Genomic DNA, 16,635 nt, shown 5'->3' with positions numbered 1-16,635 from the left:
GAGGGGGCGGACCATGAGGCTCAGGTGCAGGGAAGACGCGTGCGCGCAGCTGGAGGACGCGCTGACGGCATGCGCGTCCGCGACGGCGGGCGTCGTACTCCTGGAAGGGGCGGTGGGCTGCGGGAAGACGGAGATGCTCCTGCACCTGGCCGAAAGGGCCGAGCGGCTCGGAGCCCTGGTGCTCCGGGCCGCCGGCACCGCCCAGGAGCGCGACGTCCCCTACGGAGTCCTGCGCCAGCTGACCGCGGGACTGCCCGCCGGCGCCCTCCCGGCCGAGTCCGCCGGCCGGGAGCCGCTCGGCGGACGCGAGCTCATCCGGGCGCTGCGCACCGCCGCGGACCGGACCCCGGTCGTCGTGTGCGTGGACGACCTCCACCACACCGACCCCGTCTCCCTGGAACGGCTGCTGGACGTCGCCCGCGCCGTACGCGGCGAACGGCTCCTGCTGGTGCTGGCCGACGCGCTCCACGAGCACACCGAGAGCCCGCTCGCCCGCACCGAGTTCCTGCGCCACCCCGGCTTCACCCGGATCCTGCTCGGGCGGCTCGACGAGCCGGGCACGGCGGCCCTGCTGGAAGACCACACGGGCCGTCCCGCGTCCACCGCCGACACCGCCTGGCTGCACGGCGCCACCGGCGGCAACCCGCTGCTGCTGCGGGCCCTGCTCAACGAACGGCCCCGCCCGGTACGGGGCCCCGCCGACCGGTGGCCGGAACCCGCACCCGGCGGCCCCTTCGCCCGGGCCGCGCTGACCTGCCTGCACCGCGACGGCGCCGACTCCCGCACGCTCGCCGTGGCCCTCGCCGTCCTCGGCGACGACGCCACCCCCGAACTGGCGGCCCGCCTCGCCGGCACCGGCCCGGCCGCCGCCGCCCGCGCGGCCGCCGCCCTGGAGGCCTCCGGGCTCAGCAAGCACGGCCGCCTGCGCCACCCCGCCGTGGCCGCCGCCGTCCTCGACGGGGTCTCCCGGCACGAACTCGCCCGGCTGCGCATGCGCGCCGCCCAGGTGCTCCACGAGTCGGGTGCCCGCGCCGCCACCGTCGCCCCGCACCTGCTCGCCGCCTCCGAGGCCGGCGCCGGCCCGGAGGAGGCGCCGCGCGGCGACTGGCCCGTCCAGGTCCTGCGCGAGGCCGCCCTCCAGGTACTCGTCGACGACGAGCGGTGCGACCACGCCGCCGCCTGCCTGGAACTCGCCCGCGCCCTGTGCGCCGACGAGCGGACCGGCTGGGAGATCGGCCTCCAGCTGGCCGCGGTGACCTGGCGCAGACACCCCGCCGCCGCCGAACGCCACCTGGACGGCCCGCTCGCCGCACTGCGCCGCGGCGGCCTCGGGCCCGCCGGGGCCGGCCGGCTCGCCCGGCTGCTCGTCGCCCAGGGCCGCATCGAGGACGCGGCCGAGGCCCTCGAACGCATGGCGGACCCGGGCACGGCCGCCCGTACCACCCGCGAGGACCCGCTGCGCGAACTGTTCGCACTGCCCCCCGCCGCCACCCCCGCGGCCCCCGCCGGCCCGGCCGCCGGATCCGGCGCGCCCGGCGACCACCCGGGCGGCGGCCCCGCCCGGACCGGCACCGCCGAACTGCGCTCCTCCGCCGCCCTGTGGACCCACCCCGACAGTTCCGGAGACGAACAGGCCGCCGAACGCCTCCTCAAGGGCACCCCGCTGGCCCACGCCACCTTCGACCCCATCGTCCAGGCCGTCCGCACCCTGGTGCACGCGGACCGCCCCGACCGGGCCGCCGTCTGGTGCCGGCGCCTCCAGGCCGAGACCCAGCCCGCCGGCTCCCCCGGCTGGCAGTCGGTGTTCGGGCTCGTCCACTCGGAGGCGCTGCTGCGCCTGGGCGACCTCGCCGGCGCCGAACGCGAGGCCGCCGCCGCCGTCGACGCCGTCGCCGACCGGGGCGGCCTCTTCCTCTTCGGCCCCGTCGCCACCCTCGTCACCGCCCTCACCGCGATGGGCCGCTACGACGCCGTGGCCCGCCGCCTCCAGACCCCCGTGCCCGAGGAGCTCTTCTCCAGCGTCTACGCCCTCAACTACCTGCGGGCGCGCGGACATTACTACCTGGCCACCCACCGCCACCGGGCGGCGCTCGGCGAGTTCCTCGACGCCGGCCGGCTCGCCCAGCGCTGGGGCCTGGACCGGCCCCGCCAGCTCCCCTGGCGCACCGACGCCGCCGAGGCCCTGCTGCGGCTCGGCGAACACCGCCAGGCCGAGCGCTTCGTCGTGGAACAGCTCGCCACCTCCGGCGTCCGCAGCCCCCGCGTCCTCGGGGTCTCCCTGCGGCTGCGCGCGGCCACCTCGGAACTGCGCCAGCGCCCGAAGCTGCTCACCCGGGCCGTCGACGAACTCAGCCGCTCCGGAGACCGGCTGGAACTGGCCAAGGCCCTCGCCGACCTCGGCCGCGCCCTGCTGCTGCTCGGCGAGGGCACCCGGGCCGGCATGGTCACCCGCCGGGCCTGGCACCTGGCCGCCGACTGCGGGGCCGTGCCGCTGTGCGGGCAGATCATGCCGGGCCAGACCGGCACCGAACAGCGCGCCGCGCCCGTCCAGCGCACCGAGGAGACCGTGGAGACCGAGCAGCTCAGCGAGTCCGAGCGCCGGGTCGCCGCACTGGCCGCGTACGGCTACACCAACCGGGAGATCTCCGCGAAGCTCTACGTCACGGTCAGCACCGTCGAACAGCACCTCACCCGCGCCTACCGCAAGCTCGGCATCTCACGCCGTCAGGACCTGCCCATGAGCCTGCAGTTCGACAGCCTGGAAAGCGCCTTCCCCGGCGTAGGGGTCGCCTAGGGGCCGGCAGGGGAGGGGGCCGGACGCGGTCGCTGCTCGGCATCGGCCGGCGTGTCCACCCTCACCGACCTGACCAAGCGGGTCCTGCTGGGACGTGCGCTGCGCAGCGAACAGCGGCACGGCCAGCTGCTCCCCAAGAGGATCGCCCTGCCGATCTTCGCCAGCGACGCCCTGTCCTCCGTGGCCTACGCGCCGCAGCGTCGTGGGCCGGTGGTGGGAGAACCTGCTGCACAACCAGAGCGCCCTGCGCCTCAAGGCCCGGCTGCTGTTCCAGCCCGGCGTCATGGTCACCAGCGTCCCCTGGCAGCTGGCCTCCTCCGAACGGGCCGGAGGACGCCCGGACCGGGCCGCGCCGGGATCCGTCCGCAAGTCCTCGCCCCGCCACCCGGCCCCCGGACCGGGCACCGGCCCCGGCTCCGGCACCGGCCCCGCGGGACCGCGGGACCGCGGGACCGACACCGGCCGTACGACAGGGGTGGGCAGGGGCCCCGGCAGGGGTGTGGCCCCGGCGTGCGCCGCCCTAACGTCGAGCGCGACGACACGTGTGAGCGAGCGATCTTGGGGGAACCGTGGTCCGTCGGCCTTGGGACGTGGAGTGCCCGGACGCACCCGTACGGCTGTTCTGCCTTCCGTGGGCCGGCGGCGGCGCCGTGGCCTACCGCCGCGGCTGGCCCCGGGCACTGGCCCCCGACGTCGACGTGCACGCCGTGGAACTGCCCGGCCGGGGGACCGAGTTCGACGAGCCGCCGCTGCGCCGGGTGGAACCGCTGCTCGACGCGCTGATGACCCGGATCGTCCCGCTCGTGGACCGGCCGTACGCGGTCTTCGGCCACAGCATGGGCTCCATGCTCGGCCTGGAACTCACCCGCCGCCTGGTCGGCGCCGGCCTGCCCGAACCCATCCGCATGTTCATGTCCGGCAGCGGCATGCCGGGCCGCCGCCCCCGCACCGGGGGCAGCCCGCTGCACGAACTGCCCGAGAACGAGTTCCGCGCGTGGCTGCGCAAGACCGGCGGGACCCCCGCCGAGGTGTTCCGCAACCCCGAACTCCTGGACCTCGTCTCGCCGCTGCTGCGCGCCGACTTCGAGCTCTGCGACGCCTACCGCTACCGGCCCGCGCCGCCCTTCGGCTGCCCGGTCACCGCGATCGGCGGCGACGACGACCCCTACGTCCCGGTCGCCGCGCTCGCCGAGTGGGCCGAGATCACCACCGGGCCCTTCGACCGCCTGGTGCTGACCGGCGGCCACTTCGCCTTCCAGGAGCACCTGGACCGGGTCCAGGCCTTCGTCGCCGCCGCCCTGCGCAGCGCCGTACGCGGCCTCACCCACTGATCGGCCGCCGCCCCGGCCGGGCCGCACAGGGGCCGCCGGACCGGAAGCAGGGGTCGCCGCGCCCGGAACAGGGGTGCCGGCAGGGGGCGCGGTGATCCAGTCTTGGAGGGCACCGTACGCGTCGGGAAAGATGATCATCTCTTGATCGCTCGTGCGCATCAGGATCCGAAACCAACGGGAAACGGGTGATCACCAGTTGATGCGGGAGTTCGAACGCGCCGCCCAGCAGGCCGGATTCGTCCTGGACGACGCCCAGCGGCAGGCCGCCCTCAGGCTCGGCGAACTCGGCGCGGACCTGACGCGCCGACGGGGACTGTTCAGCCGCAACGCCGCACCCGCGCGCGGGGTGTACCTGTGGGGATCGGTCGGCCGCGGCAAGAGCTGGCTGACCACCGCCTTCTACGAGGCGGTGCCGCTGCGGAACAAGCGGCGGCTGCACTTCCACGACTTCTTCCGCGAGTTCCACGCCGCGTACTACCGCCACCGGGGCGACCGCCGGGTCACCGACCTCGCCGTCACCGAACTCCTCGGCGACTGCCGCTTCCTCGTCTTCGACGAGTTCCACGTCCACGACGCCGGTGACGCGATGCTGATCGGCCGGGTGCTCAGGTCGATCCTCGACCAGAGGATCACCCTGCTCACCACCTCGAACTACCCCCCGGCCGGACTGCTCCCCAACCCGGTCTTCCACGAGATGTTCGAGCCCACGATCAAGATGCTCGAAGAGACCATGGACGTCGTCGAACTCGGCGGCGGACGCGACTACCGGGCCGCGTACGGATCCGGCGCGGCCCGCTCCGAGTTCGAGCGCGGGGCGTACGTCTGGCCCGGCACGGGCGAGCAGCTCGCCGAGCGGGGCCTGAGCCTGCCCGGGGCCGACGAGCGGCAGCAGGTGGAGGTCGGCGGCGGCCGCACGGTGCCCGCGCTGGCGGTCCGCGGCGACCTGGTCTGGTTCGACTTCCACGACCTGTGCGACCAGCCGAACTCGACCGGCGACTACCTGGCGGTGACGGACCGCTTCCCCGTCTGGGTGCTCTCCGGACTGCCCCGCCTGGCCGGGGAGAACCGGGACGCGGCCCAGCGGTTCGCCAACCTGATCGACGTGCTCTGCGACCGGGACGTACGCCTCGTCCTCGTCGGAGAGGCACCGCTCGACGACGTACTGCGGGGCGAGGCCCTGCCGCTCGACGTCAACCGCACCGCGAGCCGCCTGTCGCTGCTGTCCGCCACGGCCGACTCCGACGCGCGCTGAGCGGGGCCCGGACGGTGCGGAACGCGCGGCTCCGTCCGCAGCTGTTTCCGACATCAGACAACAAAGGGCTATGCCGATGGCGACCGAACAAGAACTCCGCGACTACCTGAAGCGGGCCACCGTCGAACTGCGCTCCGTCAAGCAGCAGCTCCACGATGCCGAGGCGGCGGACAGCGAGCCCATCGCCATCGTGGGCATGGGCTGCCGCTTCCCCGGCGGAGTGACGTCGCCGGAGGACCTGTGGCGGTTGCTCGACGGGGGAGTCGACGCGATCTCCCCCTTCCCCGCCGACCGCGGCTGGGACCTCGAGGCGCTGTACGACCCGGACCCCGAGCGGCCCGGTACGACGTACACCCGCGAGGGCGGGTTCATCGACCGGGTCGCCGAGTTCGACGCCGGGTTCTTCGGGATCAACCAGCGCGAGGCGCTCGCCATGGACCCCCAGCAGCGCCTCCTGATGGAGACCGCCTGGGAGGTCGTCGAACGCGCCGGGATCGACGCCGCCTCACTGCGCGGCAGCCGCACCGGAGTGTTCCTCTCGGTGATGTACCACGACTACGCCAACCTCCTGGAGGGCCGGGAGAACCTCGCCGGCTACGTCATCAACGGCAGCGCCGGCAGCATCGCCTCGGGCCGCATCGCCTACACCTTCGGCTTCGAGGGCCCCGCCCTCACCGTGGACACGGCCTGCTCGTCCTCCCTGGTGACCCTGCACCTGGCCGCCGAGTCGCTGCGCCGCGGCGAGTGCTCCCTCGCGATGACCGGCGGCGCGACGGTGATGTCCACGCCCGCCTCCTTCGTGGAGTTCAGCCGCCAGCGCTCCCTGGCCCCCGACGGCCGCTGCAAGCCCTTCTCCGCGCACGCGGACGGCACGGGCTGGTCCGAAGGCGTCGGCATGCTCCTGCTGGAGCGGCTCTCGGACGCCCGGCGCAACGGCCACGAGGTGCTCGCGCTGATCCGGGGCACGGCCGTCAACCAGGACGGCGCCAGCAACGGCCTCACCGCCCCCAACGGCCCGTCGCAGCAACGGGTCATCGCGCAGGCCCTGGCCAACGCCCGGCTGACCGCCGACCGGATCGACGCGGTCGAGGCCCACGGCACGGGCACCTCGCTCGGCGACCCCATCGAGGCGCAGTCGCTGCTGGCGGCCTACGGCCAGGACAGGCCGGCGGACCAGCCCCTGTGGCTGGGCTCGCTCAAGTCCAACATCGGCCACACCCAGGCCGCCGCCGGGGCCGGCGGGGTCATCAAGATGGTCATGGCCATGCGCCGGGGCGTCCTGCCCAAGACCCTGCACGCCGAAGAGCCGACCCCGCACGTCGACTGGGCCTCCGGCGCGGTGGAGCTGCTCGCCGAGGCCCGGCCGTGGCCCGTGACCGGACGGCCCCGGCGCGCCGCCGTGTCCTCCTTCGGCATCAGCGGCACCAACGCCCACGCCATCCTGGAACAGGCCCCGGACGAACGCACGTCCGACGGACCGGCCCCCGACGGCCGGGCGCCCGACGACCGGACCACCGCCCCGCTGCCCGCGCAGGGCGCCCCGGCCGCCGGGACTCCGGACACCGGCGCCCCGGCCGCCGGGACCCCCGACGCGGACGCCGCCGCGCCCGTCGCCCGTTCCGCGGCCTTCTCCCGCGGCGCGAGCACCACCGCCCCGGCCGTCCCCTGGCCGCTCTCCGGCCGCACCGGACCGGCCCTGCGCGCGCAGGCCCGGCGGCTGCGGGACCGGATCGAGGCCGACCCGGCCCTGGACCCGCGGGCCGTGGCCGCCGCCCTCCTGCGCACTCGCTCGGACTTCGAACACCGCGCGGTCCTCCTCGCCGGGGACCGGGCCGGCTTCCTGCGGCAGCTGGACGCGCTGGCCGCCGGCCCGGCTACGGGCGAGGACGACGGACGGCGCCCCGACGGCCCGGTCACCGGTGTGGCCCGGACGTCCGGCGTCCGGCCGGTCTTCGTCTTCCCCGGCCAGGGCTCGCAGTGGACCGGCATGGCCCTCGGACTCCTCGACAGCTCCCCGGTCTTCGCCGCACGCGTCGAAGCGTGCGAGGCCGCGTTCGCCCCCTACCTGGACTGGTCGCTGACCGACGTCCTGCGGGCGGCGGACGGCGCGCCCTCCCTGGAACGGGTGGACGTCCTGCAGCCCGCCCTGTTCGCGGTGATGCTCTCCCTCGCCGCGCTCTGGCGGGCCTGCGGCGTCGAACCGGCCGCCGTGGTCGGCCACAGCCAGGGCGAGGTCGCGGCGGCCGTCGTCGCCGGCGCCCTGTCCCTGGCCGACGGGGCCCGGATCGTCGCCCTGCGCAGTCAGGCCCTGCTCGAGCTGTCGGGAACCAGCGCCATGGCCTCGGTGGCGCTGCCGGCCGAGCGGGTCACCGCCCTGCTGACCGCCTGGGACGGCCGCCTCTCCCTCGCCGCCGTCAACGGACCGACCTCCGCGGTCGTCGCGGGCGACCGCACGGCCCTGGAGGAACTGCTGGAGAAGCTGACCGCCGACGGGGTCTGGGCCCGGCGGGTCCCCGGGGTGGACACCCCGGGACACTCGGCGCGCATCGAGGAGGTGCGCGAACGGATGCTCGACGCCCTCGCCACCGTCGCCCCGGCCGAATCCGCCGTCCCCTACTACTCCACCGTCACCGGCGCCCTCCTCGACACCGCAGGACTCGACGCCGGCTACTGGTACCGCAACATGCGCCGGACGGTCCAGCTGGAGCAGGCCGTGCGCGCCCTCGCCGCCGACGGCTACGCCCACTTCCTGGAGATCAGCCCCCACCCGGTGCTGGGCGTGGGGCTGGCCGAGACCCTCGAACAGACCGGCACCGACGCCTTCCTGGGCGAGACGCTGCGCCGGGACGCCGGCGGCACGGAACGCTTCCTCACCTCCCTCGCCGCCGCCCACGTCCACGGCGTGGAGACGGACTGGGAGGCGGCGTGCCTCGGACGGCTGCCGCGCCCCGCCGACCTGCCCACCTACGCCTTCCAGCGCAGCCGGTACTGGCCGGAGGCGTTCGCCCCCGCCGGCGACGCGACCGCCCTGGGCCTCGGCTCCGCAGGACACCCGCTGCTCGGCGCCGCCGTCCCGCTCCCCGACACCGACGGATTCCTCTTCACCACCCGCCTCTCGCAGGCCTCCCACCCCTGGCTCGCCGACCACGCCCTGCTGGACCACGCCCTGCTGCCGGGCACCGCCTTCCTGGAGCTGGCCCTGCACGCCGGGCGCCGGCTCGGCTGCGCACGCGTGGAGGAACTGGTCCTGGAGGCACCGCTGCCGCTGCCCGCGCACGGAGGCGTCCAGATCCAGCTCACCGTCGGCGCGGCCGACGGGACGGGCCGCCGGCCGGTGGCCGTGTACGCCCGTACCGACGGCCCCGGCGCCGACCCGGCCGGGACCGGACAGCCGTGGACCCGCCACGCGGGCGGGCACCTGACCCCGGACACCTCCCCCGCCGCCACCGCCTTCGGGGTGTGGCCGCCCGAGGGCGCGAGCCCGGTCGACGTGAGCGGCGTCTACGCCGAGTTCGCGGCGGCGGGCTTCGGGTACGGGCCCGCCTTCCAGGGGCTGCGCGCGGCGTGGCGCCGGGGCGACGAGGTCTTCGCCGAGGTCCGCCTGCCCGAGGAACAGCAGGACACCGCGGACCGGTTCGGCCTGCACCCGGCCCTGTCGGACTCCGCCCTGCACGCCATCCCGCTGGGCGCGCCGGCCGACGGGGACGGCGGGACCGGCGGCATCGGCGGCATCGGCCAGGGGCGGATGCCGTTCGCCTGGCACGACGTGACCCTGCACGCCACCGGCGCCCGGGCGCTGCGGGTCGCCCTCGCACCCGCCGGGAACGAGGCCGTCTCCCTGCGACTCACCGACCAGACCGGCCTTCCCGTGGCCGCCGTCGGATCGCTGGTGCTGCGCCCCCTGAACCGGGAGCAGCTCGCGGGGAGCCGCCCCGGGCACGGCGAGGCCCTGTTCCGCCTCGACTGGACCCCGCTCCCCGCGGCCCGGGCGGCCCTCGACGGTTCCTGGGCGGCGCTGGGTCCGGCCACCCCGGGCCCGGCCTCCGGTGCGCGGCGTGCCGGGGACCTCGCGGAGTTCACCACCGTCCCGGAGCTCGTGCTGGCCTCGCCCGCCGCGGGCGCCGCCGAGGTGCGGTCCGCGACCGCGTCCACCCTCGCACTGCTCCGGTCGTGGCTGGCCGACGCCCGCTCCGGGGACTCCCGGCTGGCCGTGGTCACCCGGGGCGCGGTGGCGGCGGGGGAGGGCGACGGGGCTCCGGACCCGGTGCAGGCGGCCGTGTGGGGCCTGGTGCGCTCGGCGCAGTCGGAGCACCCGGAGCGGTTCCTGCTGATCGACCTGGAGCGGCGGCACTCCGCAACCGACGACGCCGCCGAGTACGAGGACCCCGACCAGGAGGCCGCCGACCGCGAGGCCCTGGCCCGGGCCGTGGCGTCCGGCGAGCCCCAGACCGCGGTCCGCGGCGGCACCGTCCACGCCCCGCGCCTGGCCCGCGCGGCCACGGCCGCGGCCGCGTCCGGCGGGCCGCTCCTCGCCCCCGGCGGCACCGTCCTGGTCACCGGCGGCACCGGAACCCTGGGCCGCGCGGTGGCCCGCCACCTGGTCACGGAACACGGCGTCCGCCACCTGCTCCTGGCGAGCCGCTCCGGCGGCGCCGGGGACCTCGTCGCCGAGCTGTCGAAGCTGGGCGCCTCGGTCACCGTGGCCGCCTGCGACGCCGCGGACCGGGACGCCCTCGACGGGCTGCTGGCCGGGATCCCGGCCGGGCACCCGCTGACCGCGGTCGTCCACGCGGCCGGCGTCCTGGACGACGGCGTGGTCGAGTCCCTGACCCCGGAACGCTTCGACGCGGTCCTGCGCCCCAAGGCCGACGCCGCCCGGAACCTCCACGAACTCACCGCCGCCCTCGGCCTGTCGGCGTTCGTCCTCTTCTCCTCGGCCGCCAGCCTGTTCGGCGCCCCCGGGCAGGGCAACTACGCCGCCGCCAACGCCTACGTCGACGCCCTCGCCCAGTACCGGCGCTCCCTCGGCCTGCCCGCGCAGTCCCTCGCCTGGGGCCTGTGGGCCGAACGCAGCGGCATGACCGGACACCTCGACGGGGCCGGACTCGCCCGCATCGAACGCGCCGGAGCCCGGGCCCTGACGACCGCCGAGGGCCTCGCCCTCTTCGACGCCGCGCTCACCTCCCCCGAGGCGGTGCTCGTCCCGATGCGGGTGGACCTCGCGGCGGTGCGCGCCCAGTCGGCGGCCGGCGAGAGCGTGCCCCCGCTGCTGCGCGCCCTGGTTCCGGCACCGGTGCGCCGGGCCGCCGCCGAGGCGGCGCCCGTGACCTCGCTGGCGCACCAGCTCGCCGGGCTGCCGGAGAACGAGCGCACCCGGATCCTGTCCGACCTGGTACGCGGCCACGCCGCGACCGTCCTCGGCCACGCGGGGCCGCAGGAGGTGGAGGCCGGCCGCGGCTTCCTGGAGCTGGGGCTGGACTCGCTGACGGCGGTCCAGCTCCGCAACCGCCTCGGCACCGCCACCGGACTGCGCCTGCCCACCACGCTCGTCTTCGACTACCCGACGCCGGCCGCGCTCGCCGCGTACCTGCGCGGCCTGCTGGTGGCCGAGGAGCCGCGGCCGGCGGTGTTCGGCGAACTGGACCGGCTGGAGGGCGCCGTCCGGGCGGCCGCCTCCGGGGACTCCGAGGAGGTCCGGGCCGAGGTGTCCGCACGCCTGGCGGACCTGCTGGCGCTCTTCGGGACGGCGGCGCCCGCCGGGACCGGTGGCGGGACCGGCGCGGGGACCTCCGCCGCCGCCCTGGGCACCGCCTCCGCCGACGAGATATTCGATTTCATCCAGGCGGAATTCGGCAGGTAGGAGCGGAACACGACGCGGCAGGGCCCGCGCCGGACGGGCGATCCGTCCGGCGCGGGCCCGTTCCGCTGCCTGCGCCCGTTACGGGTGAAGGCGCACCGGAAGCGTCTCGAGTCCCTGCATCATAAAACTCTTGCGCCAGCGCAGTTCCGAATCCGGTACGGCGAGCGAAAGCTCCGGAAAGCGCGCCAGGATATCGCGCAGGGCTATTTCCATTTCTGCCCGGGCGAGCGGCGCGCCGACGCAGTAGTGGATTCCGTGACCGAATCCCAGGTGGCCGTTGGTGGACCGGGTGACGTCGAGCCGGTGCGGGCAGGCGAACTTCGCCTCGTCCCGGTTGGCGGACCCGAGCAGCACCGACACGTATTCGCCGGCCCCGATGGTCACCCCGCCCAGCTCCAGCGGCTCCGTGGCATAGCGCAGGGTCGCCCGGTTGCCCGGGCCCTCGTAGCGCAGGAACTCCTCGTTGGCGGCCGGGACGAGGCCCGGGTCCGCGCGCACCGCCGCGAGCTGCGCCGGATGGTTGAGCAGGGCCCGAAGGCCGTGCCCGATCATGTTCACGGTGGTTTCGTAGCCGGCCACCACCAGCAGGAACACCGTCGAGACCAGTTCGACGTCGGACAGCTGGTCCTGGTCGTCGCGGGCGGTCACCAGGGCGCTGATGAGGTCGTCGCCCGGATCGGCGCGCTTGTGCTGGATCATCTGCCCGATGTGCTGCCCGAACCTCGCCATGTTCGCGCCGGCGTTCTCGTTGTCGTTCGACATGATGGCGCCCGTCAGCCCCACCAGGACCGGCAGGTGTTCGGCCGTGATGCCCAGCAGCTCGCCGAGCACCCTGACCGGGAAGACCGCCGTGTAGTGCTCCACCAGGTCGACCACGCCGTCGCCCGATTCGGCGGCCGCCTTCTCGGCCGAGTCGAGCAGTTCCGCGCTGATCCGCTCGATCGTGGGCCGCAGCCGCTCCACGCCGCGCGCCGTCAGGGCCTTGTTGACCAGCTTGCGCAGCCGGGTGTGGCCCGGCGGGTCCATGTTGAGCATGTGCCGGCCCACCGAGCTGTGCTCCAGCCGGGGCGTGCCGCCCTCGCTCATCTCGCGGTCGAAGTACCCCCGCTCGACCGAGGTGTCGATGTCCTTGGACAGCGCGGGATGCGTCATGGCGGTGCGGGCCTCCTCGTGGCTGACGACCGCCCACACCCGCAGGCCGCTGGGCAGCAGCATCCGGTGCACCGGCCCCTTCGCCCTGAGGCCCGCGAAGGCCGGATAGGGGTTGCTCAGAAACTCGTCATCCATTACGGGAAGGGACATGAAAACTCCTCGGAATGCTGAATAGGGGTGGACCGAGATGCTGTTTCAGGGGTTGGTTGAGGGGTTTCTGGGGGCCGGTAGGGGTCGCCCCGGGTAACACCACTATTGAAGTTGATCTCACTTGTCGGCTCGCATAGTATCGGCCGCTGAGCGGGGGGGAAAGAAATTCATAAACCTTTCTCCCGTGCGGTGAGAGCATGGGTCTGGATCAATGTGTTCGATCGGATGCGGGGGACATGCAATGGGGGAGCACGGTGTGCGGGACGGCCTTTTCAGGCCCCTCTCGGAACTCCTCCGGGAGCACGCACGCGAGCGCGCCGCCCGGCCCGCCTTCTCCGACGGGACGCGCGGCGTCACGTACGGGGAGCTGGCGGCGACGACGCGCAGGCTCGCCGGTCACCTCGCAGCCCTCGGAGCCGGCCGCGGCCGGCGCGTCCTCGTCCACCTGGGCAACCGGGTCGAGACGGTCGAGAGCTGCCTCGCCGTCACCCGCGCCGCACTCGTCGCCGTACCGGTCGGCCCGCACGCCGGCGACTCCGAACTGGCCCACGTCCTCCACGACTCTCAAGCCGCCCTCGTCATCACCGACGTGCGGCGCCTCGCGCGGTACCGCCGCCTGGGCGCGGTGGGACACGGCGTCCGCTTCGTCGTCGTCACCGCACCGGACGAGCCCCTCGACACCGCCGGCCCCGACGGCACGGACGGCGCGGACGTCCACGACTTCGCGCGGCTGTGCGCCACCGAACCGCCCGTGCCCGCCCCCGACGACCTCGGCCTCGACGAGGTCGCCTGGATGCTCTACACCTCGGGCACCACCGGCACCCCCAAGGGCGTCCTGTCCACCCAGCGCGCCGGCCTGTGGTCCGTCGCGGCCGGATACCCGTCCGTCCTCGGCATCACCGAGGACGACCGGCTGCTGTGGCCGCTGCCGCTGCACCACAGCTTCGCGTTCAACCTCTGCGTCCTCGGCGTCACCGCCACCGGAGCCTCGGCCCGGATCATCGCCGACCGCACGCCGGGCGAGGTGCTCGCCGAACTCCGCGCGGCCCCGTACACCCTGATGGCGGCCGTCCCGACGCTCTGCCACCACCTCCTGGACACCGCCCGCGAAGGCGAACCGGCCCTCACCGGACTGCGGGCGTTCCTGGTGGCCGGCGCGGTGACCGGCGCCGAACTCGGCGCCCGCTTCGCCGAAGCCTTCGGGGTCCCCCTGATCGACAGCTACGGCAGCACCGAGACCACCGGCGTCATCACCTGCAACCCGCTCACCGGACCGCGCGTCCCCGGCTCCTGCGGCCGGCCCGTCCCGGGCCTGCGCCTGCGCGTCGTCGACCCGGCCACCGGGCTCGACGTCCCCGTGGGCGACGAGGGCGAGATCCGCGTCGACAGCCCCGGCCTGATGCTCGGCTACCACCGCGCGCCCGAGGCGACCGAAGCGGCCTTCCACGAAGGCTGGTACCGCACCGGAGACCTCGGACGCCTCGACGCCGACGGCTTCCTGACCATCACCGGACGGCTGAAGGAACTGATCATCCGGGGCGGCGAGAACATCCACCCCGCCGAGATCGAGGACCTGATCCGCGCGGGCGAGGGCATCGCCGACGCGGCCGTCGTGGCCCGCCCGCACGGCACCCTCGGCGAGGTCCCGGTCGCCTACGTCGTGCCCGAGGACGGCCGGAGCCTGTCTCCCGACGACATCCTGACGCGCTGCCGGGAGCGGCTCGCCTACTACAAGGTCCCCGTCGCGCTCCACCGCACCGGACACATCCCCCGCACCGCCTCCGGCAAGATCGTCCGCCGGCTCGTCGGCGACGGCCCCGAACCCTCGCGGCTGCTCGCCGCCGGCACCACCCACCACGACCGGATCAGCCGCACCCTGCCCGGACCCGCGCCCCTGCCCGCCTCGCTCCCCGCCGACGACGCCAGCGCCCTGGCCGCCGCCTCCGTGCTGCTGCTCACCGGACCCGCCGACGAGGACCGCGCCGGCACCCTGGCCGCACACCTGACCGGCGCCCACCACTGCACCGACGTCACCCGCGCGACCTGCGACCCGGCCGACGCCGACGCCGTCGACCGGGCCCTCGCGGGCCGCGACGCCCACGCCGTGGTCCTGCTCGACGCCGACACCCCCGGCGCGGTCTTCGACGCCGTCGCCCAGCGCCTGCGCGCGCGGGGCCGCACCGCGCTCTCCCTGAACGCCGCACCCGACGTCACCGGGCGCGAGCTCCGGGAAGGCCTCGACGCCGCACTGATCGAAGGCGAACCGGCCGTCCGCGTCCACGCGTACGGCCACGAACCGGCGGCCCGCGCCGGCACCACGGCCACCGAGGACCCCGAGCTGACCCGGCGCCTGACCGCGGAACTGCGGACCCTGACCGGGGCCGGCCGCGAACGGCGGCTGCTGCGCCTGGTCACCGACGCCATCGCCGCAGTCCGCGGCGAAGCCCCCGCCCCCGCCCCGCCCGGCCCCCGCGAGCGGTCCCGGCCGCTCGGCTTCGACTCCATGGCCTCGGTCCGCCTGTCGGCCCGGCTGGGCGCGGCGACCGGGCTGCGCCTGCCCGCCTCGCTGGCCTTCGACCACCCGAGCCCCGTCCTGCTGGCCCGGTTCCTGCACGGCGAGCTGGTCGGTCCGCCGCCGGAGGCCGCAGCGCAGTCCCCGGTGGCGGACGCCACCGACCCGGTGGTCGTGGTGGGCGCCGCCTGCCGGTTCCCCGGCGGCGTGGGCTCGCCCGAGGAACTCTGGCGTCTGGTCGCCTCGGGCTCCGACGCGGTGGGCCCCTTCCCGCAGGACCGCGGCTGGGACCTGGACGGCCTCTTCGACGCGGACCCCGACGCACCCGGGACCACGTACGCCCGCGAGGGCGGCTTCCTCGACGGGGCCGCCGACTTCGACGCCGGCTTCTTCGGGATCTCCCCGCGCGAGGCCCTCGCCATGGACCCCCAGCAGCGGCTGCTGCTGGAGACCTCCTGGGAGCTGTTCGAACAGGCCGGCATCGATCCGGACTCGCTGCGCGGCAGCAGCACCGGCGTCTTCGCCGGGCAGATGTACCACGACTACGCGCCGCGGCTCGCCGGGGAGAACGGCCTGGAGGGCTACCTGAGCACCGGCGGCGCGGGCAGCGTCCTGTCGGGGCGGCTGTCCTACTTCTACGGGTTCCAGGGCCCCGCGCTGACCGTGGACACGGCGTGTTCCTCCTCCCTCGTCGCCCTGCACCTCGCGGCGCAGTCCCTGCGCCGGGGCGAATGCTCACTGGCACTGGCGGGCGGCGTCGCCCTGATGTCCACCCCGGCCTCCTTCGTCGACTTCAGCCGCCAGCGCGGCCTGGCCCCCGACGGCCGCTGCAAGCCCTTCGCGGCGGCCGCCGACGGCACCGGCTGGTCCGAGGGCGTCGGCATGCTCCTCGTGGAGCGGCTGTCGGACGCGCGCCGCAACGGCCACGAGGTCCTGGCGGTCCTCAAGGGCTCGGCGGTCAACCAGGACGGTGCCTCCAACGGCCTGTCCGCCCCCAACGGCCCGTCCCAGCAGCGCGTCATCCGCCAGGCCCTCGCCCACGCCGGCCTGACGGCGGACCAGGTGGACGCGGTCGAGGCGCACGGCACGGGCACCACCCTCGGCGACCCCATCGAGGCGCAGGCCCTGCTCGCCACCTACGGCCAGGACCGCGAGGAGGACCGGCCGCTGTGGCTGGGTTCGGTCAAGTCGAACCTGGGCCACACCCAGGCCGCGGCGGGGATGGCCGGCGTCATCAAGATGATGATGGCGATGCGCCACGGCGTCCTGCCCCGCACCCTGCACGTGGACGCCCCCACCCCGCACGTGGACTGGACGGCCGGCCGCGTCGAGCTGCTCGGCGAGAACGTCACCTGGCCCCGGACCGGACGACCCCGCCGCGCGGCCGTGTCCTCCTTCGGCATCAGCGGCACCAACGCCCACGTCATCCTGGAGGAGGCCCCGCCCGTCACCGCGGAGGAGCCCCGGACGGCCCCCGCCCTCCCGGCCATCTGGGTGCTGTCGGGGCGGGACGGGGAGGCGGTGCGGGCGCAGGCGGGCCGGCTGCTGGAGCGGGTGTCGGCCGATCCGGAACTGGACCCGGCC

At 75.4% G+C, this 16,635-nt stretch carries 6 protein-coding genes; 5 read left to right on the top strand and 1 reads right to left on the bottom strand.

Features of this window, described 5'->3' with window-relative positions:
• Window positions 1-13: 13 nt before the first annotated feature.
• The 4 genes from ACZ514_RS26085 to ACZ514_RS26070 all read left to right on the top strand — a co-directional run bounded on the left by ACZ514_RS26085 (window position 14) and on the right by ACZ514_RS26070 (window position 11,237).
• The gene (locus ACZ514_RS26085; protein WP_469125808.1) at window positions 14-2,794 is read left to right on the top strand and encodes a helix-turn-helix transcriptional regulator; all 2,781 of its coding nucleotides are present in this window, start codon (window positions 14-16) and stop codon (window positions 2,792-2,794) included.
• Between the two features lie 569 nt (window positions 2,795-3,363).
• The gene (locus ACZ514_RS26080) at window positions 3,364-4,125 is read left to right on the top strand and encodes a thioesterase II family protein (protein ID WP_469125807.1); all 762 of its coding nucleotides are present in this window, start codon (window positions 3,364-3,366) and stop codon (window positions 4,123-4,125) included.
• Between the two features lie 199 nt (window positions 4,126-4,324).
• Entirely contained in the window at window positions 4,325-5,377 is a 1,053-nt protein-coding gene (zapE, locus tag ACZ514_RS26075) for a cell division protein ZapE (protein WP_469125806.1), read from the top strand.
• 52 nt (window positions 5,378-5,429) lie between these two features.
• Window positions 5,430-11,237, top strand: a complete 5,808-nt coding sequence (locus ACZ514_RS26070) for a type I polyketide synthase (protein ID WP_469125845.1) — start codon at window positions 5,430-5,432, stop codon at window positions 11,235-11,237.
• Between the two features lie 78 nt (window positions 11,238-11,315).
• Here ACZ514_RS26070 and ACZ514_RS26065 read toward each other — a convergent pair whose 3' ends face one another.
• The gene (locus ACZ514_RS26065; RefSeq protein ID WP_469125805.1) at window positions 11,316-12,539 is read right to left on the bottom strand and encodes a cytochrome P450 family protein; all 1,224 of its coding nucleotides are present in this window, start codon (window positions 12,537-12,539) and stop codon (window positions 11,316-11,318) included.
• Between the two features lie 256 nt (window positions 12,540-12,795).
• Between ACZ514_RS26065 and ACZ514_RS26060 the strand changes: the two genes are divergently transcribed.
• Window positions 12,796-16,635, top strand: a 3,840-nt coding sequence (locus ACZ514_RS26060) for a type I polyketide synthase (RefSeq protein ID WP_469125804.1), incomplete at its 3' end; no start/stop codon positions are given.

The organism is Streptomyces sp. NPDC034086 (assembly GCF_055575515.1).
Note: the sequence above shows the minus strand (reverse complement) of the source record. Positions and strands in the feature narration are given on the sequence as shown.

Bases quoted from the DNA above. Each gene is read 5' to 3' on its own strand.
- ACZ514_RS26065 (WP_469125805.1), bottom strand. From the start codon at position 12,539: ATGTCCCTTCCCGTAATGGATGACGAGTTTCTGAGCAACCCCTATCCG.
- ACZ514_RS26085 (WP_469125808.1), top strand. From the start codon at position 14: ATGAGGCTCAGGTGCAGGGAAGACGCGTGCGCGCAGCTGGAGGACGCG.
- zapE (WP_469125806.1), top strand. From the start codon at position 4,325: ATGCGGGAGTTCGAACGCGCCGCCCAGCAGGCCGGATTCGTCCTGGAC.